Origin of the sequence: Planotetraspora silvatica, assembly GCF_016863315.1 — a bacterium.
Classification (GTDB): Bacteria; Actinomycetota; Actinomycetes; order Streptosporangiales; family Streptosporangiaceae; genus Planotetraspora; species Planotetraspora silvatica.
On the sequence record NZ_BOOQ01000022.1, the window covers coordinates 57,516 to 83,416 of the forward strand.

At 69.9% G+C, this 25,901-nt stretch carries 22 protein-coding genes; 8 read left to right on the forward strand and 14 right to left on the reverse strand.

The window, feature by feature from the left end:
* Nucleotides 1-40: 40 nt before the first annotated feature.
* From Psi02_RS16945 to Psi02_RS16960, 4 genes are all read right to left on the reverse strand, one after another.
* Nucleotides 41-1,426, reverse strand: coding sequence for a glycoside hydrolase family 5 protein (locus tag Psi02_RS16945; RefSeq protein ID WP_203975166.1), 1,386 nt, complete (start codon nt 1,424-1,426; stop codon nt 41-43).
* A 65-nt stretch (nt 1,427-1,491) separates the two neighbouring features.
* Nucleotides 1,492-2,289 (reverse strand): carbohydrate ABC transporter permease, encoded by a 798-nt coding sequence (locus Psi02_RS16950; protein WP_203975168.1) that lies wholly within the window; start codon nt 2,287-2,289, stop codon nt 1,492-1,494.
* Nucleotides 2,273-3,115 (reverse strand): carbohydrate ABC transporter permease, encoded by an 843-nt coding sequence (locus tag Psi02_RS16955; protein ID WP_203975170.1) that lies wholly within the window; start codon nt 3,113-3,115, stop codon nt 2,273-2,275. The genes Psi02_RS16950 and Psi02_RS16955 overlap by 17 nt, the downstream gene beginning before the upstream one ends.
* Nucleotides 3,116-3,267: 152 nt before the next feature.
* Nucleotides 3,268-4,644, reverse strand: a complete 1,377-nt coding sequence (locus Psi02_RS16960) for an ABC transporter substrate-binding protein (RefSeq protein WP_203975172.1) — start codon at nt 4,642-4,644, stop codon at nt 3,268-3,270.
* 612 nt (nt 4,645-5,256) lie between these two features.
* On the opposite strand from Psi02_RS16960, the gene Psi02_RS16965 reads away from it, so the two are divergent.
* Nucleotides 5,257-6,348: a LacI family DNA-binding transcriptional regulator gene (locus tag Psi02_RS16965; protein WP_239094945.1), complete on the forward strand. Its 1,092-nt coding sequence runs from the start codon at nt 5,257-5,259 to the stop codon at nt 6,346-6,348.
* A 90-nt stretch (nt 6,349-6,438) separates the two neighbouring features.
* Here Psi02_RS16965 and Psi02_RS16970 read toward each other — a convergent pair whose 3' ends face one another.
* Nucleotides 6,439-7,308 (reverse strand): NAD-dependent epimerase/dehydratase family protein, encoded by an 870-nt coding sequence (locus Psi02_RS16970; protein ID WP_203975174.1) that lies wholly within the window; start codon nt 7,306-7,308, stop codon nt 6,439-6,441.
* A 523-nt stretch (nt 7,309-7,831) separates the two neighbouring features.
* Here Psi02_RS16970 and Psi02_RS16975 point away from each other — a divergent pair.
* Genes Psi02_RS16975 through Psi02_RS16995 form a run of 5 tightly spaced genes read left to right on the forward strand, consistent with a single transcriptional unit; the run spans nt 7,832 to nt 13,595 of the window.
* Nucleotides 7,832-8,188, forward strand: coding sequence for a tautomerase family protein (locus Psi02_RS16975; protein ID WP_239094949.1), 357 nt, complete (start codon nt 7,832-7,834; stop codon nt 8,186-8,188).
* 43 nt (nt 8,189-8,231) lie between these two features.
* The gene (locus Psi02_RS16980; RefSeq protein ID WP_203975178.1) at nt 8,232-9,251 is read left to right on the forward strand and encodes an NAD-dependent epimerase/dehydratase family protein; all 1,020 of its coding nucleotides are present in this window, start codon (nt 8,232-8,234) and stop codon (nt 9,249-9,251) included.
* Nucleotides 9,251-10,180: an SMP-30/gluconolactonase/LRE family protein gene (locus tag Psi02_RS16985; RefSeq protein ID WP_203975180.1), complete on the forward strand. Its 930-nt coding sequence runs from the start codon at nt 9,251-9,253 to the stop codon at nt 10,178-10,180. Before Psi02_RS16980 ends, Psi02_RS16985 begins: the two co-directional genes overlap by 1 nt.
* Before the next feature lies 1 nt (nt 10,181).
* Nucleotides 10,182-11,177 (forward strand): aldo/keto reductase, encoded by a 996-nt coding sequence (locus Psi02_RS16990; protein ID WP_203975182.1) that lies wholly within the window; start codon nt 10,182-10,184, stop codon nt 11,175-11,177.
* Between the two features lie 48 nt (nt 11,178-11,225).
* On the forward strand, nt 11,226-13,595 hold the full coding sequence (locus Psi02_RS16995; protein WP_239094946.1) for a beta-xylosidase/alpha-l-arabinosidase: 2,370 nt from the start codon (nt 11,226-11,228) through the stop codon (nt 13,593-13,595).
* 99 nt (nt 13,596-13,694) lie between these two features.
* On the opposite strand, the gene Psi02_RS17000 is transcribed toward Psi02_RS16995, so the two are convergent.
* The 6 genes from Psi02_RS17000 to Psi02_RS17025 all read right to left on the reverse strand — a co-directional run bounded on the left by Psi02_RS17000 (nt 13,695) and on the right by Psi02_RS17025 (nt 20,990).
* Nucleotides 13,695-14,696, reverse strand: a complete 1,002-nt coding sequence (locus tag Psi02_RS17000; RefSeq protein WP_203975184.1) for a Gfo/Idh/MocA family protein — start codon at nt 14,694-14,696, stop codon at nt 13,695-13,697.
* Nucleotides 14,697-14,755: 59 nt separating this feature from the next.
* A complete protein-coding gene (locus Psi02_RS17005; RefSeq protein WP_203975185.1) occupies nt 14,756-16,276 on the reverse strand; it encodes an aldehyde dehydrogenase (NADP(+)) in 1,521 nt (506 codons plus the stop codon).
* On the reverse strand, nt 16,273-17,181 hold the full coding sequence (locus tag Psi02_RS17010; RefSeq protein ID WP_203975186.1) for a fumarylacetoacetate hydrolase family protein: 909 nt from the start codon (nt 17,179-17,181) through the stop codon (nt 16,273-16,275). Before Psi02_RS17010 ends, Psi02_RS17005 begins: the two co-directional genes overlap by 4 nt.
* A gap of 106 nt (nt 17,182-17,287) precedes the next feature.
* Nucleotides 17,288-19,084, reverse strand: coding sequence for an IlvD/Edd family dehydratase (locus Psi02_RS17015; protein WP_203975187.1), 1,797 nt, complete (start codon nt 19,082-19,084; stop codon nt 17,288-17,290).
* Nucleotides 19,085-19,086: 2 nt separating this feature from the next.
* Nucleotides 19,087-19,887, reverse strand: a complete 801-nt coding sequence (locus tag Psi02_RS17020; protein ID WP_203975188.1) for an SDR family NAD(P)-dependent oxidoreductase — start codon at nt 19,885-19,887, stop codon at nt 19,087-19,089.
* Complete coding sequence (locus Psi02_RS17025) at nt 19,884-20,990, reverse strand: alcohol dehydrogenase catalytic domain-containing protein (RefSeq protein WP_203975189.1); 1,107 nt, start codon at nt 20,988-20,990, stop codon at nt 19,884-19,886. The genes Psi02_RS17020 and Psi02_RS17025 overlap by 4 nt, the downstream gene beginning before the upstream one ends.
* Before the next feature lie 482 nt (nt 20,991-21,472).
* Here Psi02_RS17025 and Psi02_RS17030 point away from each other — a divergent pair, with 482 nt between their 5' ends.
* Together Psi02_RS17030 and Psi02_RS17035 are read left to right on the forward strand one after the other, a co-directional pair.
* The gene (locus tag Psi02_RS17030; RefSeq protein ID WP_203975190.1) at nt 21,473-22,420 is read left to right on the forward strand and encodes a phosphoglycerate dehydrogenase; all 948 of its coding nucleotides are present in this window, start codon (nt 21,473-21,475) and stop codon (nt 22,418-22,420) included.
* Between the two features lie 157 nt (nt 22,421-22,577).
* Nucleotides 22,578-22,802, forward strand: a complete 225-nt coding sequence (locus Psi02_RS17035; RefSeq protein ID WP_203952361.1) for a hypothetical protein — start codon at nt 22,578-22,580, stop codon at nt 22,800-22,802.
* A gap of 66 nt (nt 22,803-22,868) precedes the next feature.
* Here the strand turns inward: Psi02_RS17035 and Psi02_RS17040 are convergent, their stop codons facing one another.
* The 3 genes from Psi02_RS17040 to Psi02_RS17050 all read right to left on the reverse strand — a co-directional run bounded on the left by Psi02_RS17040 (nt 22,869) and on the right by Psi02_RS17050 (nt 25,203).
* Nucleotides 22,869-23,303 carry a GNAT family N-acetyltransferase gene (locus tag Psi02_RS17040; RefSeq protein ID WP_203975191.1) on the reverse strand — a complete coding sequence of 145 codons (435 nt, stop codon included), beginning with the start codon at nt 23,301-23,303 and terminating at the stop codon, nt 22,869-22,871.
* 171 nt (nt 23,304-23,474) lie between these two features.
* A complete protein-coding gene (locus Psi02_RS17045; RefSeq protein ID WP_203975192.1) occupies nt 23,475-24,605 on the reverse strand; it encodes a CU044_5270 family protein in 1,131 nt (376 codons plus the stop codon).
* On the reverse strand, nt 24,598-25,203 hold the full coding sequence (locus Psi02_RS17050; RefSeq protein WP_239094947.1) for an RNA polymerase sigma factor: 606 nt from the start codon (nt 25,201-25,203) through the stop codon (nt 24,598-24,600). The genes Psi02_RS17045 and Psi02_RS17050 overlap by 8 nt, the downstream gene beginning before the upstream one ends.
* Nucleotides 25,204-25,901 lie beyond the last annotated feature (698 nt).

Genomic DNA, 25,901 nt, shown 5'->3' on the forward strand with positions numbered 1-25,901 from the left:
AGGGCGATCACGCCGTCATCGGGTGGCCGTGCGGACGGCCTCAGCCGGCGCGCAGTTGCTCGGCGAGGGTCGTCCGGACGTCGCAGTTGCGCAGCGCGAACGAGTCGGCCAAGGCGATCAGCTCGTCTTCGTCCAGCCCGCGGAACAGCTCGGCGTACTCATAGGCCAGGGGCTGGGCGACCGTGAGGTTCAGGATGAGCGTCCTGACCCAGTCGAACCGCCCCCACGGGTACGGATCGAAGTCGGGGAACTCACGCGCGATCATGTCCTGGAACGGCTTGGTCACCTCGACGATGCCGTTCCCGTCGCTGCCCCAGTTGTCCGCGCCGAGCCGGTTCTTCTTCGCCACGAAGTCACCGAAGCGCTTCATGTACGGAGAGTCGGGGCGGACCATGGCCACGCCCTGCCGTCCGAGGTCCTTGTACATCCAACTCGACCAGCCGGCCCCGTCGCGGCGGTAGATCTCGAGCTGGTCCTCGAGGACCTGCCGGCGCATGGCGTCCTTGCGCTCGTCCCCGGTGTAGATCGGAGCGAACTCCCCCACCCAGATCGGGGTCCCGGTGCGGCGGCTGTACTCGGTGCGCTGGAGGTACTTGGCCTCAAGCGCCGCCTTGTCGTAGTACTTGCCGTCGGTGGTGCCGGGGTAGTCGCCGCCGTTGCCCATGCCGGGGGCGGCGTAGTCGTGACAGACGTAGACGGTGTTGTCCCACTCCTGGTCGAACACGTCGAACTCGGTCGAGTAGGTGTTGCCGTCGAGGAACAGGATGTGGCGGTCGTCGATCGCGCGGATGGCCTCGACCAGGCGGGTGTAGAACGGCCCGACCACCATGCGCGACTCGTCCGCGGGCTCGTTGATCGGGTTGTAACCCGCCACCCACGGGTTGTCCTTGTAGTGCTCGGCGATGCGCTCCCAGATGGCCACCACTCGGTCCTGGAAGTGGGGGTGGTCGAAGAACGCGGGCCGATGGGTGGGGTTGTCCGAGTGCCAGTGATGGTTCTGCGAGCCCGGCAGCGCGTGCAGGTCGATGACCGAGTAGATCCCCTGCCGCGCGCAGGCCTCGACGGCCCGGTCGAGGTGGCGGAAGCCGTCCTCCTTGAACTCGAACGGCCTGGCGTCGTCCTCGAAGTGCCGGTAGTTGACCGGGAGCCGGACACAGTTCATGCCCAAGTCGGCCAGCAGCTTCGCGTCGTCCTCGCCGAAGAACGCGGTCAGCAGCCGCTCGAAGAACAGATCGTACTTCTCGTCCCCGAGGACCTCGCGGACCGTGCTGCGCATCAGTGATTCGTTGGCGGAGTAGCCAGTGATGAAGTTCTCCATGTTCAGCCAGCCGCCGACGGCGACTCCCCGCAGGCGTACGGGGGTGCCCGTCTGGTCGACGATTTCCCGGCCTGCCGTACGGAGGAAGGCCGTGCTGTCCGACGTCATGTGTTCTGTTCCTCAAATCTGAAAACGCGGTGAATCACACGGTGGTATCGGGGGGTGCGCGACGCCTACTTCAGCGCGCCGGCCGCCAGACCGCGCTCGAAGAGGCGCTGCAGGCACAGGTAGGCCACGATCTCGGGGATCGCGGTGATGACCGCACTGGCCAGGACCTTGGTCTGGTCGTTGCTGAACTGGCTGACGAAGAACTGCGGCAGCAACGTGATCGTCTGCTTGGCCGGGTCCTGGATGAGCACCAGCGGCAGCAGGTAGTCGTTCCAGGAACCGATCAACGTGAGGACGACGATCGCCGCGGCGATCGGACGGGTCATCGGAACGACGATGTAGCGGAAGGCGGTGAAGATGTTGGCGCCGTCGACCCGCGCCGCGTCGAAGAGCGAGTCGGGGACGCCGTCGATGAACTTCCTGGCCAGCAGGACCGCGAAGGGGATCTGGAGCGCGGCCAGCGGCAACACCACCGCCCAGTACGTGTCGTACACGCCCAGGCTCAGGGTCGTCGCGAACAGCGGGGTGAGCAGCACGACCTCGGGCAGCGTGAGGGCGGCCAGGATCAGCCAGAAGTAGACCTCCTTGCCGCGGATGTGCAGCTTGGAGAACCCGAAGGCGGCGAACATGGTCAGGACGTAGACGATCAGGATGGTCGAGGCCGAGACGATGACGCTGTTCCTGAAGAACGTCCCCACCGTGCCGACGGCGAACACGGCCTGGTAGTTGCCGAGCCCCTCACCCGCCAGCGAGCCCTGGACCATGACCACCAGAGGGAACAGGTAGGGGATGATCATCAGGGTCACGAGGATCTGGAGCAGCAGCTTGGTCGACAGCCGGCGCGCCTCAAACACTGGATTCACCGTCCTTACGGTTGGCGCGGGCCGCGACGATGATCGCGCCGAGCAACGCCAGGATGAGCAGCAGGATCGACAGGGCCGCCCCGTAACCGACGTGGGCCGACGGGATGCTGATCCGGTAGATGTAGGTCCCGAGGAATTCCGTGCTGTAGTTCGGCCCGCCGATGGTCACCAGATAGGGGATGTCGAAGGTCTTCAACGCCCCGATCACGCCGAGCATCGCCAGAGCCACCGTCGTGCCCCGCACGCCCGGCCAGACGATGCTCCTCAGGACGCGGAGGTTGCTCGCCCCGTCGGTGCGCGCGGCCTCGAGCGTCTCGGGATCGATCTGTCCCATTGCCGCGAAGTACAGGACGAACGTGAGGCCGGTGAACTGCCACACCGTGATGAACATGATCACTGGCATCGCGGTGCTCGACTGGGCCAGCCAGGGCTGGCTGAGGAACCCGAGACCGATGTGGTCCAGCGCCCAGTTCAGCTGACCGTCGGCGGCGAACATCTGCCGGAACACCGGCGCCATCGTCGCCGGCGCGAGGACGACCGGCGTGAAGACGAGGACCTTGTAAAGGGTGCCGAGCTTCACCTTCGAGTGCAATAGTGCGGCGAACACGAACCCGAGGGCGGTCTGCACGGTGAAGGTCACGACGAAGAAGAGCGCCGTGTGCCAGATGGCCTTCCAGAAGATGGGGTCCTGCAGGATCGCGGTGTAGTTGGCGAACCCGACAGATGTGGGAGTCGGGCTGGTGCCGTCCCAGTCGAGTGTCGAGATGTAACCGGTCTCGATGATGCAGTAATAGATCAGCCCGACGACGAAGACGAACGCCGGCATGATCCACGGCAGACCTGAGGGCCTCCCGCCCCTCTTCCGGGGACTGCCCGGAAGAGGGGCGGGCGATGGACGGCGCGCCCCGGTCTTCTGCGAGGTGATGGAAGTCATGAATCTCCCCTGCGCGTATGCGATGAGACGGGCCGTCTGCGGCTCTACTTGATCTTCTCGGCGGTGCTCTGCAGAGTCGCGGCGGCCTGCTCGGGAGTGGCCTGTCCCGCTGCCACGGTGGTCGACGCCACCCCGATGGCGGTCTGCAGATCGGCGCTCACCGTCGAGAGACGGGGCTCAGGCGACTTGCCCGCGTCGCTGATCAGCTTCTCCAGCGCGGGCTGCTGCGCCTGAGCGTTGACCAGCTTGATCGAGCTCCAGTTCGGCTGCACGCTGGTCAGGGCGGGGATGTCGTTGAGGATGTCGGCCACCGCCTGCTGCCCCGCGGTCGAGGTGCCCAGCCAGGTGGCGAAGGTGGTGGCGGCGGCGATGGACTTGGACTTCTTGTTCACGGCCAGGCCGAAGTCCGCGTCACCGTAGAGCGACCCGACGTTGCCGGTGCCCGCCACGTCGGGGAACGCGATGGGGAGCTGGGTGAACGGCTTGGGATCGCCGACGCCCGCGCCGGAGATGGCGGCCGTGCTGCCTTCGACGGTGGAGTACTGCATGTACCAGGTGCCCATCATGACCATCGCGGCCTTGCCGGACATGAAGTCGTTGTTGGCGTCGGGGTACTGCTGGGTGCCCAGCGCTCCGTCCTGCATGATCCCGTCGGTGAACAGCTGCTTCCAGAGGGTCAGCGCCTTGACGATCGTCGGGTCGGTCCACGGGACCTTCTTGTCCAGCGCCTGCGCCCACACGCCCGGCTTGACGTTGTTGCTGATCGCCTGCAGCGTGTCCTCGTTGAACGCGGTCTGGGCGGCACCCTGCACGAAGCACTTGACGCCGTGGGTCTTGAAGGCCGCGCAGACCTGCTTCCACTCGTCGAAGTTGGTGGGCGGCTTCAGCCCGTACTTGTCGAACAGGTCCTGGTTGACCCAGACCGACCCGGCGTAGTTCGAGCCGACCGACAGGCCGGCGAGCTTGCCGTCGGCGGTCAGGCTGGACACCCCGATCGGGGCCAGCTTCGACTTCCAGTCCGCGCCCAGCGACTTCTCCACGGCGGGCGCGAGGTCCACGGCGTTCACGCCGTAAATGTCGACCGAGCCGTTGGCGGCGCCCGGCGCGACGTCGAAGACGTCCGGGCCGACCGACGAGGCCAGGGCCGGACGGATCGCGGCGTCGTAGCCGTCGATGGTCAGCTTCTTATAGGTGACCTTGATATTCGGGTAGACCTTGTTGAACGCCTTGATGTATGCCTCGGCGGGCGTCGCGTCGGGCGTCCACCCCCACCAGGTGATATTGCCCGAGTCGGCCGAACCCTTGTCCGTGGTCTCGGTCGTAGCTCCGCCGGCGCATCCGGCGAGCGCCAGCACCGTGGCCGTGAACGCGGCTGCGGCTCCGGGGAGGCGGCGCTTCCAGATTCGCGAGGATCCCAGCATGTGATCTCTCCTTGCACGTGACTCGCACGCACTGGTCGTGTCGACATCGCGCCGTCCACCACTTCATGGGGACGGCCACGACGGCCTGTGCTCACGTATGAGCACGGGGGTCCCGCTCTCACGCGGCGACGATGTCGGCACGGGGTCGCGGGACAGGGCGTGCGTCCTCCCTCGGCCGGGGTCACCGGTCGGCGAAAGCAGCACTGCTCACGGATACCGAAAGTTTCGGAAAGTCTTCTTGTGAGAGAAAAACACCGGCCCGGCGACAGTGTCAATAACCTCGGCCGAATTTGTTTCCGTTCAGTTACGCGGATCCGGCCCCGCGGCCTCTCGCCGGAGGCGTCCACGCCGACGCCGGGAGCAGTCATACCGAGATCGTCGGCGCGATATCCGCAGGTCGTCACCGGATGACTCCACGGCGCAGACGCCCCGGAACACCGTGCGGCCCGGTGCCGGAGCGTGTCGACGGACCACGTTACGGCCCCAATTCAGACAATCCGGTATTCATGCCGTGAGCAGCCTACCTGTCGCACGTTTCCACAGGCCCCCCACCAGCGGTGCTACCGTTAGAGAAACTTTCGACAGCACAGGCTCAGCGCGTGAAGAGGTGTCGTGGCGACCGAGCAGGGGACGAGGACACATAAGCGGGCAGCAGCGGGGACTCCCCGGAGCGCGGACGCCGACCGGGTGACCATCGCGATGGTCGCGCGTGAGGCGGGCGTGTCCGCGCCGACGGTGAGCAAGGTGCTCAACGGCCGGGAAGCCGTCGGCCCCGAGACCCGCCGCCGGGTCCAGGACGCGTTGATCTCGACGGGTTATCAGCGCAGGGCCCGATCGGAGACGGGAAAGGTCGGCCTGGTCGACTTCGTCATCACGGAGCTGGACACCGCCTGGGCCTGTGAGCTGCTGCGCGGCGCCGAGCAGGAGGCCTACCGGCTGGGCGCCAGCCTGGTGCTGACCGTGACCCACGACCGGCAGGCCCAGCCTCGCGAATGGCTCAAGACGATCGCCTCCCGGCCCACCGACGGCGTGGTCCTCGTGGTCACGAACACCCGGCAGGTGGCCGCGGAGACGCTACGTCCGATCGACACCCCCTTCGTCGTCATCGACCAGGTCGGCGGGTACGACCGCGACGTTCCGACCATCGGCGCCACCAACTGGGCCGGCGGGTTCGCCGCCACCGAGCATCTGGCCGAACTCGGCCATCGCCGTATCGGAGTGATCACCGGGCCGGAGGACGTCCGGTGCAGCCTGGAGCGCCTCGACGGCTACCGCGCCGCGCTCGGGCGAGCGGGGCTGCCACTCGACGAGAGCCTGGTCCGGCAGGGCGACTTCTACGCCGAGGGAGGCAGGCGGGCCGCGCTCGAGCTGCTCGACCTGCCGGAACCGCCCACCGCCATCTTCGCCGGCTCCGACCAGCAGGCGGCCGGCGTGTACGACGCGGCCCACGCCAGGGGGCTGCGCATCCCCGAGGATCTCAGCGTCGTCGGGTTCGACGACACCGAGGTCTGCGAATGGATGTTCCCCCGGCTGACCACCATCCGGCAACCTCTCGCTCAGATGGCGGTGCTGGCCATCCGCAACGTGCTGGAGACCACGCACACCCCCGGTGAGCAGCCGCTGCACCTCGAGCTCTCCACCAGTCTGGTGGAGCGGAACAGCACCGCGCCGTGGAAGGAGCGGGCCGACCGCCGCCGGGTCTGACGGCCCGCCGAACACCGCAGCCCGCGACCCGGGCCTGCCGCCACTGACGGCCCGCCGCACACCCCGGCCCCGCGACCCGGGCCGCGGTGGTCACGTGAGCGGCGTTCCGAGGACGTCACGCCAGGAGTACAGCGGGACGTATCCCAGCTCGTCACGGGCCTTCTCGCTGCTCAGCAGGCTTTCGTGGCCATCCAGTGGGCGGCGGGCCCGCACCTCGGGGAAGACCTCCGCGGCCAGCTCGGCGGAGGGCCGGTCCATCAGCGTGTCCCTGGCGGCGATGACGTAGGACGGGGCGCCGGTGACCTCGGCGAGCAACGCCCGCCGGCACGCCTGGGCGACGTCGCGCACGTCGACGTACCCCCACAGGTTGAAGACCCTGGTCAGCGGGTCGGCCCAGTAGGACGGGATCTTCGGGTAGTCGGCGTCGTCGTGGACGTTCGACAACCGCAGCCCGATGATCAGGATGCCCGACCACGCGGAGATGTGCTCGGCCAGCGTCTCCCCCACGACCTTCGACAGCGCGTAGGCCGAGGTGGGATGCGGGTAGTGGTCCTCGTCCACGGGCAGGTAGCGCGGCGGAGCGGCCGTGCCGAACGGGAATCCCAGCGTGGTCTCGCTCGACGTCCACACCACCCGGCCCACCCCGAGCTTGGCCGCGGCGAGGAAGACGTTGCTGTTCATCGCGGTGTTCGCGGTGAACGTCCGCGCGTCGGTGACGAAACCGGGTGCGGGGATCGCCGCGAGGTGGACGACGGCGTCGACTCCGGTCAGCGCGTCCACCGTGTCGCCGAAGTCCGTCAGGTCGGCGCGCAGCAACGGCGCGCCCAGGTCCGCCAGCTCGCCTCGGTCGCCGGGCGTCCCCGCCACGTCGACCGCGCGCACCTCGTGTCCGTGGGCGAGCAGGTCCTGGACCACGGCGCGCCCCGTCTTGCCGCTCGCGCCCGTCACCGTGATGTTCACAGGTCGGCCTCACTCTCACGTGTCGTTCCGGCGGGAGGAGACCGCGCCGGCCAGGCGATGCGAAAGTTTACAGAAAGTTGTTAAGCGGCAGGCACTGCGGTCCGCTCCCAGTAGCGGACGGCGACGTCCCAGCCCGAAAGGGCCGCCGTCCACCTGCCGGGCGATCGGGTCCGGATACCGGAATCATCGGCTCTACCAGGAAAAACAATCGCGGAGTATCGTTGGCTCGAGTCCGTCGCCCGGGTGCCCGGTGCGCTCCGCCGGACCGACTCTCGACCTGTCTCACCAGACCGGAAATGATCATAGATCAGGTGCCCTGACGGGCGACGATGTCACTGGGCCGGCTTTCGTCGGCCGCTTCACCCTTGACGTTCGTCAACCGATCGTTCTACGTTGTCACTGCGGACCTTAAGTTTCATAGTTTTTTCGAAAGTTTCGGCTTCCTGCCTTCGTGCACGTTCCGCCGTGGCGCCCGGACATCCGGTCGACCGCCCGGCGCTGAAAGGAACCCCTCTTGCCTCTCGTGCAGATCGACCTCGACCGTTCCCTCGCCGAACGGCTGGGCGAGCAGATCAGTGACGGCATCCACCAGGCCCTGGTCGACGGCCTCGGCATGGACCCGACCGACAAGTTCCAGATCTTCCGCACCCACGCGCCGGAAGAGATCGTCTTCGACCCGGGCTACAACGGCGTCGACCGGCGGCAGTTGATCAGCATCCAGATCCTGATGGTGCACATGTACGACGTGACCACCAAGTACGCGATGTTCGACCAGATCGCCAAGCGGCTGGGCGAGATCGGCATCCGCCCGGACGACCTGCTCATCAGCATCGTGGAGAACGGCTTCGAGGACTGGTACGCCGGCAAGTCCCGCAGCTGATCGCATCCTGCCCATCCCTGAATCCAAGATCCGGAGTCCTGTAGTGAAGGTTCTCTATATCGGCGGCACCGGCACGATCAGCTCGTCGTGTGTCGCGGAGTCGGTGCGTCAGGGTCAGGACGTCCACGTCCTGAACCGCGGCCGCACCGCCGGCCGCCGTCCGCTCCCTGCCGGGGTCACGACGATCGAAGGCGACGTCCAGGACCCGGAGTCGATGCGCCGGGCCCTCGACGGCACGACGTTCGACTCCGTGGTCAACTTCCTCAGCTTCGGCTCCAAGGACGCCTCGGCGGCCGTGGAGTTGCTGGAGGGCCGGACGAACCAGTACATCCACATCAGCAGCGCGTCGATCTACCACAAGCCGGTACGGCAGGTGCCGTTCGTGGAGTCGACCACCCGGCGCAACCCCTACCTGGGGTACGCCCGGGAGAAGATCGCCGCCGAGGACGTCCTGCGGCACGCGTACGAGGAGCGGGAGTTCCCCGTCACGATCGTGCGGCCGTCGCACACCTACGACGACGCCCATCCCCCGCTTCCCGGCGACTGGACGGCCTGGGACCGGATCGTGCGCGGCGACGAACTGGTCGTCCCCGGCGACGGCACCAGCCTGTGGACCCTGACGCACGCGAGTGATCTCGCCGTCGGCCTCGTCGGCCTGATCGGCAACTGGCAGGCCGTGGGCGAGGACTTCCACATCACCTCCAACGAGGCGCTGACCTGGAACGAGATCTACGACATCATCGGCCGCACGGCCGGGACGCACGCCCGTCTCCTCCATCTGCCCTCGGAGCTCCTGCCGGTCGTGGCCCCGGACTGGTTCTGGTCGGACCTGATCGTCGGCGACCTGCAGCACAGCGCCGTGTTCGACAACACCAAGATCAAGCGGTTCGTCCCGTCGTTCCAGCCGAAGGTCACCTGGTCGGAAGGCGCCCGGCGGCTGCTCAACTGGCGGTCCGCCCACCCCGAGGAGACCCGCCCCGACGCCGAGACCGATGCGGTGCTCGCGCGGCTCGTCGAAGGCCACCGTCTGGCGGCGGCGGCTCTGGCGCCGCTGGCGCCGTGATGGCGGAGTCCCCGACCGAGCCGGCGGGCGGAGACCTGGAGGCGCGGCCATGGCTGGACGTCTCGGGTGTCCACTGTGAGGGCGTCGTGTGGGACGACGCCCTCGGCCGGGTGCGGTTCGTCGACATCCCCCGCGGGCGGGTGTTCGACGCGGACGTCGACACCGACCTCGACACGGACCTCGACGCCGCCGACGTCAGGTGGTTCGACCTGCCGGCGCCGGTCACCGCCGTGCACCCCACGACCGATCCGGCGACCGTCGTCGTCGCGGACGGCGAGGGCATCGCGCTGGCCTCGCGGGACGGTCTGACCGTACGGCTCGCCGCCCCGCTGGCCGGGCGGCCGCACATCCGGATGAACGACGCCGGCGTCGATCCAGCGGGGCGGTACTTCGCCGGAAGCATGGCCTACGACCTCGAGCCTGGCGCGGCCAGCCTGTACCGCCTCGACGCCGACCGGTCCCTGCACACGGTCCTCACCGACGTCACGATCAGCAACGGCGTGGACTGGTCGCCCGACGCGACCCTGTGCTACTTCGTGGACAGCCCGCTGCGCCGCGTCGACGTGTTCGACTACGACGTGACGACGGGCGCGCTGTCGAACCGGCGCGTGTTCGCCGACACCTCCGCCGTCACCGGGCTGCCCGACGGGCTGACGGTCGACGCCGACGGCGCCGTGTGGGTGGCCTTCTGGGGAGGATCGTGCGTCTGCCGATTCGGCCCCGACGGCCGGATCGAGCGCACGATCACCCTTCCGGTGTCACAGGTGACGTCGTGCTGCTTCGCCGGTCCGGATCTGGACCAGCTCATCATCAGCACCTCCACTGAGGAACTCTCCCCCGACGACCTGCGGCGTCAGCCCATGGCAGGCATGATCTTCCGGGCCGAGCCCGGATGCCGCGGCCGCCGCACGACCGAATTCGTGATCTGACATGGCCGATGACCTGACCAACGACCGGCAGACCGGCGCGTACCCGCTGCCCGACCCCGCGGAGCGCCGCGTGTTCGGCCGCACCGGGCTCGCCGTCACTCCCATCTGCATCGGGACCAGCCCCCTGGCGAGCATGCCCACGCTGTACGGCTACGCGGTCGACCAGGAGCGGGCGGAGGCCACGGTCGAGGCCGTGCTCGACGGCCCGTTCAACTTCCTCGACACCTCCAACAACTACGGCGGCGGCAGCGCGGAGCGGCGCATCGGCGCCGTCCTGCGCCGGCGTGGCGTGCCCGACGGGTTCGTCCTGGCCACCAAGGCCGACGCCGACCCCGACTCCGGCGACTTCTCCGGCGAGCGGGTACGCCGCTCGGTCGAGGAGAGCCTGGACCGGCTGGGCGTCGACCGCGTGCCGATGATGTACCTGCACGACCCGGAGTTCCACGTCACGTTCGAGCAGGCCATGGCTCCCGGCGGCCCGGTCGAGGCACTGGTCGCGCTGCGCGACGCCGGTGTCGTCGGCCACCTCGGGATCGCCGGAGGCCCGGTGGAGCTGATGCGCCGGTTCGTCGGGACCGGCGTGTTCGAGGCCGTGATCAACCACAACCGGTGGACCCTGGTGAACCGCGAGGCCGATCGGCTGCTCGACGACGCGGCCGAGCGAGGGGTCGCCTTCGTCAACGGCGCGCCGTACGGCGGAGGGATGCTGGTCAAGGGTCCGGACGCGCAGCCCCGCTACGCCTACCGGGACACCGACGAGTCGGTCAGGGACGCGGTCCGGGCGATGCAGCGGGCGTGCGCCGCCCACGGCGTGTCCCTGGCGGCCGCCGCGCTGCAGTTCTCACTGCGGGACCCGCGGGTGACGTCGACCATCGTCGGGATCTCCGAGCCCGCGCGGATCGCCACCACCCTCGATCTCGCCACCACTGCGATCCCCCCAGAGCTGTGGGACGAGCTCGACCAGTGCACCCCGGCGTACGGCGGGTGGCTGGACTGATGCCGACGACGGCCGTACGAGGGATTCCAACGACAAACGGAGAGCACCGTGGCTTTGAGCACTGAAACGTCGCCAGAGGTGTGGAAGGACGCCGCCGTCCCCGACGAGGACCGGGTCGAGGCACTGATGGCCCAAATGAGCGTGGCCGAGAAGGTCGCGCAGCTGTACGGCGTCTGGGTGGGCATCAAGGACGAAGACGGCGAGATGGCCCCGCACCAGCACGAGTTCACGTCGCTGCCCGTCGGGTGGGACGAGCTGGTGAAGGACGGCATCGGCCAGCTGACCCGGCCGTTCGGCACGACGCCCGTCGGCGTCCTCACGGGGGCGACCACGCTCGCGAACGCCCAGCGTTCGATCACGGAGGCGGGACGCTGGGGCATCCCCGCGCTGGTGCACGAGGAGATCCTGACCGGCCTGGCCGCGTGGAAGGCCACCGTCTACCCGTCGCCGCTCTGCTGGGGGGCCAGCTTCGATCCGGGCCTCGTGGAGCGGATGGGGGCGCAGATCGGCGCCACCATGCGGCGCCTCGGCATCCACCAGGGGCTCGCGCCGGTCCTGGACGTCGCCCGCGACCTGCGATGGGGTCGCGTCGAGGAGACCATCGGCGAGGACCCCGTCCTCGTCGGCACGATCGGCAGCGCCTACATCCGCGGCGTTCAGTCCGCGGGCGTGGTCGCCACCCTGAAGCATTTCGTGGGCTACTCGGCGTCCAAGGCGGGCCGGAACCTCGCCCCGGTGTCGGTGGGCCGCCGTGAGATCGCCGACGTCCTGCTGCCGCCGTTCGAGATGGCGTTGCGGGCCGGGGCCGACTCGGTGATGAACTCCTACGCCGACATCGACGGGGTGCCGGTCGCGGCCGACCCCACCCTGCTCACCGACCTGTTGCGCGACACCTACGGCTTCACCGGCACCGTCGTGGCCGACTACTTCTCCGTCGCCTTCCTGCAGACCCTGCACAACGTGGCCGACTCGCCCGGTGACGCGGCCAGGCTCGCTCTCACGGCGGGGATCGACGTCGAACTGCCCACGGTGAACACCTTCGGCCCGCCGCTGATCGAGGCGATCGACCGCGGCGAGGTCGACATCGCCCTCATCGACCGTGCGTTGCGGCGCGTGCTCCTGCAAAAGTGCAGGCTCGGACTGCTCGACGCGGGATGGACGCCCGAGCCCTCCGTGCTCGACGAGACGGCTCCCGAGTCCGACGAGACGGGCGCCGACGCGGTGCTGGACGGCGCGGAGGAGCGGGCCCTGGCGGCCGAACTGGCCCGCCGGTCCGTCGTCCTGCTGCACAACGACGCGGGCGCGCTGCCGCTGGCCGCGGGCCTGCGACTGGCCGTGGTCGGGCCGCGCGCCGACACCGCGCAGGCCATGATGGGGTGCTACTCGTTCCCGATGCACGTCGGCGTGCACCACCCCGACGTCCCCATCGGCCTCGAGGTGCCGACCCTGGTCGAGGCGCTGCGCGCCGATCCGGCGGGTTACGACGTGCGTTACGAGCAGGGTGTCCCGGTCCTCGGCGGAGACGACGAGGGAATCGCGGCGGCCGTCGCGGCGGCGGCCGACGCCGACGTCTGCGTGGCCGTGCTCGGCGACCAGGCGGGCCTGTTCGGGCGGGGCACCTCCGGCGAGGGCTGCGATGTGGCGAGCCTGCGCCTTCCCGGGCGGCAGGAGGAACTGCTGGAGGCCGTGCTGGCCACCGGCAAGCCGGTCGTGCTGGTGCTTCTGGTCGGCCGGCCGTACGAACTGGCCCGGCAGGCCGGCCGCCTGGCCGCCGTCATGTGCGGGTTCTTCCCCGGCGAGGAGGGCGCACGGGCCCTGGCCGACGTGCTCTCCGGCCGGGCCGACCCGGCGGGGCGGCTCCCGGTGAGCTTCCCCGGCGACGGCGCCACCCAGCCCTCCACCTACCTGGCCTCTCCGCTGGCCCGGCGCAGCGAGGTGAGCTCGGTGGATCCCACTCCGCTGTTCCCCTTCGGGCACGGGCTGTCGTACACCCCGATCACCTGGAAGGCCGTCACCGCCGACGCGGCGGCGACGTGGCCGACCGACGGCGCCTTCGACGTGCGGGTGACGCTTCACAACGGCGCGGCCGGCCCGGTGTCGGAGGTCGTCCAGGTCTACCTGCACGACCCGGTCGCGGAGGTCGCCCGTCCGGTGCAGTCGCTGCTGACCGCCCACCGGGTCGACCTGGAGCCGGGTGAGACGCGGGAGGTCACGATCTCCCTGCACGCCGACCAGACCTCCTACACGGGGGCTGCCGGACGGCGGCAGGTCGATCCGGGCCAGGTCGAACTGCGGGTCGGGGCCTCGAGCGCCGACATCCGGGAGACCGTCACCGTCTCGATGACCGGGCCGCGGCGCCACGTCGGCTTCGACCGGGTCATGGAGGCGACCGTCACGTCCGCGGTCGCCAGGGGCTGACACAGGCACGGCGGGGCGGCCCGGGAGATCCCGGGCCGCCCCGCCGGATGTTCGACTCGCCCGGTCAGCGCGGGCTGATCCTCTGCTTGCTTCGGATGTTCACTCGCCCGGGTAGCGCAGGCCGATCTGCGCCCGGACCTCGTCCATCGTGCCCATGATCTGGCAGGTCTCGTCGAGCGGCATCACGGGGCTCTCCAGCAGGCCGGCCCGGACGCACCGGGCGACCTCCTCGGCCTGGAAACGCAGCCCGCTGCCCGTCACGGGGAAGTCGTACCGCTCGACCGCCCCGGTCCGCTCGGTCAGCGTGAACGACTTCGGCGTGAAGAACATGTGGTCGACGTCGATGCGGGCGTCCCTCCCGGAGATCGACGCCAGGTTGGGCAGCCACGCCTCCATCGAGGTCGCGATCACCGACTGCCTGCCCTGCCCGTACTGGAGCACCACGGCGGTCTGGGCGTCCACCCCGGTGTCGCCGAACTGGGCGGCCCCGAGCACGGACGACGGTTCGCCGAGCACCATCGACGCGAACGACACCGGGTAGACCCCGAGGTCAAGCAGGGCGCCGCCGCCCAGATGCGGGTCGAACATCCGGTGTGCCGGGTCCTTCTCGAACCAGACACCGAGCTCGGCGTTGACCTGGCGGAGCTCGCCGAGACGCCCCTGCGCGAGCAGCTCGCGGATGCGGACCATGTGCGGCAGGAAGCGCGTCCACATCGCCTCCATCAGGAACACGCCGTTCGCGCGGGCCAGCTTCACCATCTCCTCGGCCTGGGCCCGGTTGATGGTGAACGGCTTCTCGACCAGTACGGCCTTGCCGGCCTCGATGGCGGTGACGGCCGCGTCGCGGTGCCCGCTGTGCGGCACCGCGACGTAGACGGCGTCGATGTCGTCGGACTCCAGCAGTTCGGCCTGGTCGGCGGAGAAGCGCGCGGCACCCGTCTTCGCGGCGAACGCCTCGGCCCGCTCGGCTGAACGGGAGACGACCGCCACCACCTCGCCGGCGTCCGACAGCCGAAGGTCTTCGGCGAACGCGCTCGCGATCCCGCCGGTGCCGATGATCGCCCAGCGGAGGGGTGCGGGGGACTGGGAATGTGTCGTCATTGCAGCCATGTCTCTTCAGGTGGAATCAGCGTGTCCAGCATGTCGTCCCGCGGGACGGGCTACGCGACCGGGGTGAGGACTCCGTCGACGCGGCGGACGAGGCCGGTCGCGCCGGCGGGGACGTCGCGCAGCTCGTCCGGCAGCAGCTCCTGCGGGACGTTCTGCAGGCTGATCGGGCGCAGCCAGCGGCGGATCGCCGTGGTGCCGACACTGGTGTGGAGAGCGCTGGTCGTCGCCGGGAACGGGCCGCCGTGGTGCATGCCCCAGGCCACCGCGACACCGGTCGGGAACCCGTTCCACACCACGCGGCCCACCGTGCCGGCGAGCTGCGCGAGCAGGAGAGCCGACAGCTCGCCGTCCGCCGCGTCGGCGTGGACCGTCCCGGTGAGGGCAGGCCCGAACGACCGCAGCAGCTCCAGCAGGTGCCCGTCGCCGGTGTACTCGACGACCACGAGGACCGGGCCGAAGCACTCCTCGGTCAGCGCGCCGGTCACCGAGCCGGCGTCGGCCCGCAGGAGCAGCGGAACGCCGGTCCAGCCGTCGCCCGTGCCCTCATGCCCGCGGGCGAGCACCTGGACGCCGTCCATGCCGAGGAGGGTCTCCGTGCCGCGCAGGTAGGCGCCGGCCGTCCGCTCGCTGAGCATGAATCCGGCGGACATCTCCCCGACCCGCTCCGCCAGTGAACGCCGGACGGTCTCGCCGTCCGGCCCCGCGGGGAGCAGCACCACGCCGGGCTTCGTGCAGAACTGCCCGACGCCGAGCGTGAAGGAGGCCGCCAGGCCCGCCGCGATGTCCTCGCCGCGCGCCGCGGCCGCCGCGGGGCACACGACGAGCGTGTTGAGCGCGCCCAGCTCGCCGTAGAAGGGGATCGGCGACGGCCGGGACGAGGCGACGTCGAACAGCGTCCGCCCGGCTCCGAGGGAGCCGGTGAAGCCGACCGCCTGGACGGCGGGGTGCCTGACCAGGTCGACGCCCGCCTGGCGGCCGAAGACCAGGTTGACCACGTCGGGGGTCACGCCCGCGGCCCGCGCGCCCTCGGCGAGCGCCTCGTGGGCGCGCATGGACGTCGCCGGGTGCGCCTCGTGCACCTTGGCGACGACCGGGCATCCGGCGGCCAGCGCCGACGCCGTGTCGCCGCCGGGCACGGAGAACGCGAACGGGAAGTTGCTCGCGCCGAAGACCGCGACCGGCCCGAGCGGGAGCAGCATGCGGCGCAGGTCGGGACGGGGGCCCATCGGGGTGTCCCCGGCGTGGTCGATGGTGGCCTCGATGTACGCGCCGTCCTCCGCGACGTCGGCGAACAGGTCGAGCTGGTAGCAGGTCCTGGTCAGCTCGCCGTTCAGCCGCTGCTCGCCGAGGGCGGTCTCGCGGTCGGCGACGGCGACGAGATCGGCCCTGCGGTCCTCGATCGAGCGCGCCATCGAGCGCAGCAGCCGCGCACGCCCGGCGCGCCCCCGCGCGGTGAGTTCCCGCGCGGCCGCCTCGGCTCGCGCGCAGATGTCGTCGAGGTCCGCCGCCGACGTGGCGGCGTCGATCTGCTCGACGGTGCGCCCGGTACGCGGATCGATGCTGTCGATCATGCCTGCCGCCCTTCTGCGATGTGTCCGTCCGCGGGGTTCACGCCGGGCGGCATGCCGCGGACGACGGTGTTGCGGAGCACGCCCACGCCGCTGATGCCGATCTCGACGGTGTCGCCGTCCGCGAGCGTGAACGGCGCCTCCGGCACGAGGCAGGTCCCGGTCGACAGGACGACCCCGTCGGGGTGGACGTCGCCGCGCATCAGGTACGCCACCAGGTCGTCCAGCCGCCGGTGCAGACGCGAGGTGCTCGTCTCACCGCTCCACTCCCGCTCGCCGTTCCTGCCGATCGTCATCTCGATCGTGAGGTCGTACGGATCCTCGATCTCCCACGCGGGAGTGATCCACGGGCCGAGGCCGCATCCGCCGAAGTAGATCTTGGCCTGGGGCAGGTAGAGCGGGTTCTCCCCCTCGATGCTGCGCGAGGACATGTCGTTGCACACCGTGTAGCCGACGGTCTCCCCGAAGCGGTTGACCACCAGGGCCAGCTCGGGCTCGGGCACGTCGACGGCCGAGTCCTCGCGTACGGCCAGGCTGCCGCCGGGGCCGACGACCCGCCAGGGCACCGACTTGAAGAACAACTCCGGCCGTTCGGCGTCGTAGACCAGCTCGTAGATGGTCGCGGCCCGCTCGCTCTCCTCGACCCTGGCCTCACGGGACGTCTCGTACGTGACGCCCGCCGCCCACACCTCGGTCGTGCCGTCGACCGGTGCCAGGAGGTCGACCTCAGAGAGAGGCACCTGGTCGCCGAGCGGGCCTCCGGTCAGCCGGGCCCGCAGGTCGGCCAGTGGCGACGCCCAGAGTTCGGCGAGCGATCCCACTCCCCCGACCTCGGCGACGTGGCCGTCGTCGTGCAGACCGATCCGGGGCTCCGCGGATTCCCGCGTCCGGTACCTGACGATGTTCACGGTGACTCCTCGGCGCTGGACGCCGGTTCGAAGGGGTGGAGGGGGCGGACGTGGATACGGCGAGGGCCCGGAGGACCGACCGGCGGTTCTGTGAGGTTCCCCGGCGTCAGTGCGAGTCGCGCGGGACTTCGCTTCCGCGGCTGCCGCGCAGGAACCCGAAGTCCACCCCGTCGTCCGCCTGCAGGACGTGCTGGCGGTAGAGCCAGCGGTATCCGCCGTCCTCCTGCGTGGCGGGGGCCTGCCACTCGGCGCGCCTCCGGTCGAGCTCCTCGTCGCTCACGTGTAGCGTCAGCCGCCTGCCCGGCACGTCGAGCTCGATGCGGTCACCGGTGCGCACCAGCGCGAGCGGGCCGCCGACCGCGGCCTCCGGCGACACGTGCAGGACGACGGTGCCGAATCCGGTGCCGCTCATTCGCCCGTCGCTGATGCGCACCATGTCGCTCACGCCGTCGCGCAGCAGCTTCGCGGGCAGCGGCACGTTGGCCACCTCGGGCATGCCCGGGTAGCCCTTCGGGCCCGCGCCCCGGATGACGAGGACGTCGTCGGGGGTGACGTCGAGGTCGTCGTCGTCGCACACCGCGTGGTAGGCCTCGGGCGAGTCGAAGACCAGCGCCCTGCCCTCGTGGTGCATCAGGGACGGCGACGCGGCCGACTGCTTGATCACCGCTCCGTTCGGGCAGAGGTTGCCGCGCAGTATCGCGGTCCCGGTGCCGGACGGCAGCAGCGGCTCGGCCAGCGGGCGGATCACCTCGGTGTTCCAGCAGACGGCGTCCGCGACGTTCTCCCCGATCGCGCGGCCGGTGACCGTGACGGCGTCCGAGTTGAGCAGACCCGCCTCGTCGAGCTCCCGCATGACCACCGGCAGGCCCCCGGCGTAGCAGAAGTCCTCCATCAGGAACCGGCCGGACGGCATGAGGTCGACGATCGTCGGCACGTCCCTGACGAGGGTGTCGAAGTCGTCGAGGTTCAGGTCGACGCCGAGCCGTCCCGCCAGGGCGGTCAGGTGGATGATCGCGTTGGTGGACCCGCCGATGGCGGCGTTGGTCCTGATCGCGTTCTCGAAGGCCGCGCGGGTGAGGATCGTGCTCGGGCGCAGGTCCTGCTCGACCATGTCCACGATCCGCCGTCCGGCCTGCTGCGCGACCTCCATCCGGCGCATGTCCACGGCGGGCCAGGTCGCCGAGCCGGGAAGCTGCATGCCGAGGGCCTCGGCCATGCAGGCCATCGTCGAGGCAGTGCCCATCGTCATGCAGTGCCCGTTCGACCGGGCCATGCAGCCCTCGGCGGCGTAGCCCTCCTCCACGGTCATCCGGCCGGCCTTGATCTCCGCCTCGAACTTCCACACGTGCGTGCCCGAGCCGACGTCACGGCCCTGAAACTTGCCGTTGAGCATCGGGCCGCCGGTCACCATCGCGGCCGGGAGGTCGACGCTGGCCGCGCCCATCAGCAGGCCGGGTGTGGTCTTGTCGCAGCCGGACAGCAGCACCACGCCGTCGAGCGGGTTGGCCCGGATGAGCTCCTCCGCCTCCATGGCGAGCAGGTTGCGGTAGAGCATCGCCGTCGGGCGCATCAGCGTCTCGCCGGTCGCGAGCACGGGGAACTCCAACGGGAAGCCGCCGGCCTGCCAGACGCCGCGTTTCACCGCCTCCGCCACCCGGTGCAGGTGCGAGTTGCAGGGCGCGAGCTCGGACCAGGTGGTCGCGATGCCGATGACCGGGCGGCCGTCGAACACCTCCGGCCCGAATCCCTGGTTGCGCATCCAGGACCGGTACAGCATGCCTGACCGGCCCTCGGCGCCGAACCAGTGCGCGCTCCGCCTCGTACGGCCGCCGCCGTGCTGCGGGTCGCCCGCCGCGTTGCCAGCGTTGCCAGTGTTGCCAGTGCTGCCAGTGCTGTCCGACATGTTCACATCCATCCCCCGTCGACGATCCACTTCTGGCCGGTGCACATGGCGCTGTCGTCGGCCGCGAGCCACAACACCATCCGTGCGACGTCGGCCGGCATGATGTTGTCCTTCAATGACTGGACCTGGTCGAGTTTCGCCAGCGTCTCGGGCGTGACCAGTTGCGCGAGTTGCCGTTCGGTGAAGACCCAGCCCGGTATGAGGCAGTTGACGCGGATCCGGTCAGGCCCGAGTTCACGGGCCAGCGTCCGGGTCAGGCCCTCGATGCCGGCCTTGGACGTCACGTACGCCGGCAGGCCCACGAAGTCGGCGTGCGCGCTGATCGAGCCCAGGTTGATGACCGACCCGCCGCCGAGCGCGCGCATGCCGGGGACGACCGCCTGGATCGCGAAGAAGTGGTGCTTCAGGTTGACCGCGATCGCGTTGTCCCAGTAGGCCTCGTCGACCACCGCGCTGTCGTGGCGCTCGTCGTTGGCCGCGTTGTTGACGAGGATCGAGATCGGCCCGAGCCTGTCCCCCACCTCCGCGACGGCCGCCTGCACCTGGCCGACGTCGCGGACGTCGGCCTCGACGAACAACGGCTCAGGACAGTCCGTACGGCTCAGCCGTTCGAGCAGGCGCTCGGCTCCGGCGACGTCGATGTCGGCGAAGCCGACCCGTACGCCCTGTGCGGCGAGCGCGGAGACGAACTCCGACCCCAGGCCGGTCGAGCCGCCGCTGACGAAGGCGACCCGGTCGCGGAGGCTCGGATAGGTTGCGTAGCGAAGCTCGTCCGCCTCGGCGGCGTTGTGCGTGATGGTCACTGCGACTCCCACGGGAGAACCACGCCCCGGCCGACCGAACCGTCGGCCAGGTCGGCGAAGGCCTCGTTGATGCGGTCGAGCGGGTACCGCCGGCCGACGAGCGCGTCGAGCGGCAGCCGGCCGGCCAGGTAGAGATCGAACAGCCGGGGCAGGTCCACGAGCGGGTTGGCCGAGCCGTACAGGCTGCCGACCACACGCTTCTCCCGCTGTACCAGCACGTTGAGCGGAACGTCGAACGTCGTGCCGACCGCGCCGAGGCCGACCGCCACGAGCGTCCCTCCGGGGCGGAGCACCTCGATGGCCGTCTCCAGCGTGGCGGGGCGGCCGATCGCCTCGATCGCCCACTCCATGCCACCGGGCCGGATCGCACGGAGTGCCTCCGCCGTGTCCTCGCGGGAGGCGTCCACGGTGTGCGTGGCGCCCAGCCGCGCCGCCATCTCGAGGCGTTCGGGGACGACGTCGACGACGACGACGGGGTTCGCCCCGGCCAGCACCGCGCCGAGCACGCTCGACAATCCGACGCCGCCCGCGCCGAAGATCACAATGCCGTCGCCGGCGCAGCGGCCGATGGCGTTGAGCACGGCGCCGACGCCGGTGATGACCGCGCAGCCCGCGATCGCCGCGATCTCGGCCGGCACCTCGTCGGGCACCGGCACCACGGCGCGCTCGGAGACGACGCAGTATTCGGCGAAGCAGGAGACACCCAGCAGGTGATGGACCTTCGTGCCGCCGGTGCTCAGCCGGCTGGTCCCGTCGAGCAGGCCGCCCGAGCTCGACTGGATGCCGGCCGCCTCGCACAGGGCGGGCCGTCCGACCAGACAGTAGCGGCACTGGCCGCAGCGGGGCCGCCACATGAGGCAGACCCTGTCTCCCGGGGAGAACCGGGTGACGCCCGGTCCCACGGCCTCGATCACGCCGGCCCCCTCGTGCCCGGGGACGACCGGGAGCGGGCACCGCAGGTCTCCGGCGAGATAGTGCTGGTCGCTGTGGCACACGCCGGCCGCCTCGACTCTGACGAGGACCTCACCCGAGTGCGGCTCATCGAGCTCCAGCTCGCCGATTTCAAGAGGACTTCCGAAGTTCTGCAGCAGCGCGGCTCTCATCTGACCCATCCGTCCCCGACCGCCTTCGCCGCGGCCGTCGTACCAGGCTCTGGCGCTCGGCCGGCTCGCTCAGGCCCTGAACTCGATCGCTGCCACGCTAGGTGTTACGAACAGATGTCGTCAACAGTTTCGGAAACATTCGTGATCCCTGGCGCGGCCGACCACGTCGGCGTGCGGGCTTTCGAGCGATCGCTACACTCCTGTGCACTCAGTGCAGCGTGCGACGATTGCGCGTTTCACCTGCGAATATATTCGGGCAACGTACCTCTCCAGCAGCGGCGTCGAGGAGGTTCGCGTACGCCAGAACGCTCCGAAACTTGCCGAACGTGATCGCAACTATCGAAGGACCGGGGGCGGGTTCGCGTCCCCGAACACCCCGCGGTGACACCATCTGAACTGCACCCGCCGGACAGCACCCGACGGACTGTGAACGCCGGACTGTGAGCGCCGGCGATGGCGGCCGGACGTCGACGAGGAGCCCGATGAGCCTGAAGATCCTGCTTCCGACCACCATCCCGCTGGCTCCGCGCCTGCCCGGCGACGTCACCGTCGTCTCCTACGATCCACACGAACCGATTCCGGAACATGCCGCGGACGCCGATGCTCTCGTCACCTGGGGCAATCCCGACGGCATGCTCCGGGACGCCGCCCGGAGGCTCGGCTCGCTGCGCTGGGTGCAGACCCTGGCGGCCGGGCCGGACCAGGTGCTGGCGGCCGGGTTCGCGCCGGATGTCGTCATCACCTCCGGCCGCTCACTGCACGACGGGCCCGTCGCCGAGCACGCGCTGGCCCTCGTGCTGGCGGCGGCGCGGCGGCTGCATCGGCTGACGCGGGCGCAGATCGGCCACCGCTGGGCGGGAGACCTCGGCGGCATCCAGCCGATCACCACGGGCGGGACCTTCCGCACGCTGCGCGACGCCCGCGTGCTGATCTGGGGCTTCGGCTCGATCGCCGGTGTGCTCGCGCCGCTGCTCACGGCTCTCGGCGCCCACGTCACCGGAGTCGCGCGCACCGCCGGCGAACGCGGCGGCCATCCGGTGATCAGCGTGGAGGGGCTGCCCGGCGAACTCCCCGCCACCGACGTGCTGATCATGATCCTGCCGTCCACGGACGTCACCCACCACGCCCTGGACGCCGCGCGGATCGCCCTCCTGCCACCGCACGCGTGGCTGGTCAACGTCGGGCGCGGCTCCACCGTGGACACCTCCGCCCTGCTCGACGCCGTCCGGGCCGGACGGCTCGGCGGCGCGGCGCTCGACGTGTTCGAGAGCGAGCCGCTCCCCGCCGACTCCCCCCTGTGGGACGAACCCGATGTGATCATCAGTCCGCACGCCGCAGGCGGACGGCCGCTGGGCGCCGACGTCCTCATCGCCGAGAACGTGCGCGCCCTGATGGACGGCACTCCCCTGCGCAACGTCGTCGGCCGCTGACACCTGAGGACGCTGACATCGCGCCTGGCCGCCTCGGCCCGGAGCTCCGCCACCCGACAACTTTGAGCGGACGAATCACCCGCATAGGAGGAATCTGCAAAGATTCCGATCAAGCCGTACAAGCGGCCTTAAAGATCGTAAACATTGGAGATACCCCATGGCGGTTTCTGCCAACCTCGACAAGCTGCTCGACCGCGAGTACGAGGAGTACACCCTGGACAAGCTCGTGGACGCCCCCGTCGCCGCCCTTGCCGGCGTGGGTGAGGCCGGCGCCGAGGCGCTGACCCGGACGCTCGGCATCGTCACGATCGGCGACCTCGGCCGCAGCCAGCTTTTCCGCTACGCGGCGGCTCTCGTCGCCCTCGCGGACTCCGCCAAGTGAGCATTCGCCACACGTAGAAGAAGGGTGCCCCGATGTCCGGCGGCACCCTTCTGCGCGTCCGGACGCCTACAGGCTGATCTGGTAGAGGATGAAGCCCCGGTTGACGGCGACCTGGTCGTACAACCTGCGGGCGGTGGCGTTGGTCTCCTGCGTCGACCAGTACACCCGGCTGCAGCCCCGGCCACGCGCCCATTCGGTCACCGCTTCGATGAGGGCGCGCGCCACGCCCCTTCCCCGGGCCTCGGGCGCGGTGAACAGGTCCTGCAGATAACACACGTCCGGCGCCGTCGTGCTGGCGTGCACGAGGAAGTGCGTGATGCCCACCAGCCTGTCGTCGACCCTCGCCCCGAAGGCGTGCATCCGGGTGTCCTCCTGGAACGCGTTCCAGGCCCTGACGTACATCTCCGGCGGGAGTGTGCGCCCGTAGAAGGTGTTGTAGCCACGGAACAGCGTCTGCCAGTCGTCACGGTCCGCCGGGGTGAGACCGCCGATGCCGATCATGTGATGTCCTCCAAGGGGCTGTGTGCTCCACCCTATTTCCGCGGGCGCCGCCCGGCCTGAGGGCGTGCCCCCGCATCACCCTCTCCGGCCGGCTTCCTGGATCGTCGGCCGGACATGGCGGGGGCCGGAGTGGGCGAGTCACTCCGGCCCCCGGTCTCATGAGGCGATCGATCAGCTGTGGTGCGGGGTGTCGCCGGTCCAGCCCGCCTGCATGACGCTCTGCTCGACCAGGACCGTGCCCGCGCCGAGGCCGCGGTAGGTCCCACCCACGATGGTCTGCTTGTCCCCGATCACCTTGTGGGTCTTCGGGTCCAGGATGACCTGGTACTCGAACGTGGCGCCGCTACCGTCGATCATCTCGCCCTCGGCCGCGATGCCGACGCCGCTCCGGCCGTCCAGCGACTTGACCTTGCCCACGCTTCGCACACCCGGCAGGTCGGCGAGGACGCGGAACGCCTTGGCCCGGATCGCGGGCGAGGCCGGCTGCTCGATGAGGAAGTTGAAGCCCTGCATCAGCTTGTTGGCCGGGCTCGTCCCCGGGGCCGCCTTGGGGAAGAGCAGTTCCTGGAACCGCGCCGGGTCGGAGGCGATCTTCTCCTTCTCCGACCAGGTCATCTGAGCGCTCGGGGGGCACTTGGCCGCGGCGTCGGGTCGGGCGCACAGCTGCTTGAAGGACTCGGCCGCGAACTTCTTGTCCTTCGGCGTGGCCCGCTGCTCGGTCCACGCGCCGTCGGTCGCCTTGTAGGTGATGAAGTCCGCGTTGTTGCGGACCTTGAACGACGTCGGCGAACCGGCCTCCTTCCACGCCGCCTTGTCCTCCGCCGTCAGAGGATAGGCGGCCAGCTCCCGCTGGAAGGTGAAGTCGGTCTCCTGCGTGGACGGCGAACGCCAGCCCTCGAACTCGTTCGGCCCGAAGATCGTGTAGGCGTCAGCGCCCTCGACCTTGCCGGAGGAGCCGCTGATCATGTGCAGCCGCCAGTACCGGCCGGCCGACTCGGTCGCGGCCTGGTCGGCCGCGGCCAGCAGGATCGACTTGGCCGACAGCTCCGTGGCCGGGGCCCCCGCCACGGGCGCCGTACCCGATCCTCCACCCGTGCCGATCCCGACGGCGGCGACGGCGACCGCCGCCGCGGCGGCCGTGGCGAGGAGTCCCAGGCCGATGCCCGCCCGGCCGCGCAGGAATCCGGGGCGCGACGCCGTACGGCCGCCCTCGTGGGCGAGCCTCGCCCGGATCCGGGTCTCCATCTGCGGATCGGGCGTGATCTCCCCATAGGCGTCACGCACCATCTTCAGGTCATCCATGCTGGTCCTTCTTTCGCGAAAAGTCCGTCAGATCGTTCATGGGGTTGCTGTCGCCCAGCACCGCGCGCACCTTCTTCCTCGCGCGATTCAGCCGGGATCCGACGGTCCCGTACGGAATGCCGAGGGAGGCGGCGACTTCCTCGTGGCTCAGCTCGGCCAGGGCCACCAGCAGGAGCACGTCCCGGTCCCCGTCGTTCAGCGACGCGATCGCCGCGGCCAGCGCGGGCTGCAGTCGTTGCGCTGTGACGTCGGTGACGACCCGGTTCTCCGGCCCTTCGGCGTGGGGCTCAGGGCCCTGCCTGCCCATAGCCCGCAGCGCGCGCAGCTCCACTCGGCGCTGCCGGCTGATCAGGTTGGTCGCGATGCCGTACAGCCATGAGCGGACGCCGCCTCGGCTCGCGTCGTAGCGCGACCGGTTACGGAACGCGGTGAGAAACGTGTCGGCGACGACGTCCTCCGCGGCGTTCGGCCCGAGCCTGCTCGCCACATACCTGTGGATCTCACTGAAGTGAGCGTCGAATATCGCGGCGAACCGTTCGGGTTCGTCGTGGGAGAGCCGGATCTCGGTGGACTCGTCCGGCCAGGGTGGGGCGGTCACGAAGGCCTCCCTGTCATCAGTTGCCTCTCCACGGGGTGAAAGCGGTCAGTGTGTATAGCCCGATCCCCGCATCTGCTTTCACGCTCATCGTGGGAGTCGTCCGGCTCAGAGCAGAAATGTCCACGTCAGTGGTGTTCGCGACCTAGCATCCCAATGCGTTCGGCCAGGTCAACCGATGGGTCGACTCAACCAGAGGACCGACCGGCCTCCCTGGTGGAGAGCGCACGGCGCAGGACCCCACGGCCCAGCGGGAGGAGACGGCCCGTCGCGTCGCCGCGAGGCTCGGTGTCGACGTGCCCTCCTCCTCGCCGCTCCCCCTCGCCGCGCTGCCCCGCCGCTCCTCCTCGCCGCGCCGCGCCGCCCCGCCGCGCCGCCCCGCCGCGCCGCCCCGCCGCACTGCCTCGCCTGACAGCGACCGCCCTCGACGGCCGCGCGAACCTTAAAGATCACGATCTCCGGCCTGTCACAACCCCAGAGGGATCCACCCCGACACCCAGACCACGCTGCCGCGTGTCCTCTGTGCGCGATTCACAAGACTTGCGCGATTCCGACAAGTGCCTTCTTTGTTTCACCAACCCATTTACTACTCGAATCATGAATTCTCATGACGAAAGAATTCTCTAATTACTTGCTGGTATGTATTGATGACCATTCCCTTCCATGGAATGATTCGTGCAGGTGTTCGAATTTATTGTTCT

Excerpts from the sequence above, each read along its gene's own strand:
- Psi02_RS16945 (WP_203975166.1), bottom strand. The coding sequence starts at position 1,426 with ATGACGTCGGACAGCACGGCCTTCCTCCGTACGGCAGGCCGGGAAATC.
- Psi02_RS16955 (WP_203975170.1), bottom strand. The coding sequence starts at position 3,115 with ATGCCGGCGTTCGTCTTCGTCGTCGGGCTGATCTATTACTGCATCATC.
- Psi02_RS16960 (WP_203975172.1), bottom strand. The coding sequence starts at position 4,644 with ATGCTGGGATCCTCGCGAATCTGGAAGCGCCGCCTCCCCGGAGCCGCA.
- Psi02_RS16985 (WP_203975180.1), top strand. The coding sequence starts at position 9,251 with ATGGCGGAGTCCCCGACCGAGCCGGCGGGCGGAGACCTGGAGGCGCGG.
- Psi02_RS16990 (WP_203975182.1), top strand. The coding sequence starts at position 10,182 with ATGGCCGATGACCTGACCAACGACCGGCAGACCGGCGCGTACCCGCTG.
- Psi02_RS17000 (WP_203975184.1), bottom strand. The coding sequence starts at position 14,696 with ATGACGACACATTCCCAGTCCCCCGCACCCCTCCGCTGGGCGATCATC.
- Psi02_RS17005 (WP_203975185.1), bottom strand. The coding sequence starts at position 16,276 with ATGATCGACAGCATCGATCCGCGTACCGGGCGCACCGTCGAGCAGATC.
- Psi02_RS17015 (WP_203975187.1), bottom strand. The coding sequence starts at position 19,084 with ATGTCGGACAGCACTGGCAGCACTGGCAACACTGGCAACGCTGGCAAC.
- Psi02_RS17025 (WP_203975189.1), bottom strand. The coding sequence starts at position 20,990 with ATGAGAGCCGCGCTGCTGCAGAACTTCGGAAGTCCTCTTGAAATCGGC.
- Psi02_RS17030 (WP_203975190.1), top strand. The coding sequence starts at position 21,473 with ATGAGCCTGAAGATCCTGCTTCCGACCACCATCCCGCTGGCTCCGCGC.
- Psi02_RS17035 (WP_203952361.1), top strand. The coding sequence starts at position 22,578 with ATGGCGGTTTCTGCCAACCTCGACAAGCTGCTCGACCGCGAGTACGAG.
- Psi02_RS17040 (WP_203975191.1), bottom strand. The coding sequence starts at position 23,303 with ATGATCGGCATCGGCGGTCTCACCCCGGCGGACCGTGACGACTGGCAG.
- Psi02_RS17045 (WP_203975192.1), bottom strand. The coding sequence starts at position 24,605 with ATGGATGACCTGAAGATGGTGCGTGACGCCTATGGGGAGATCACGCCC.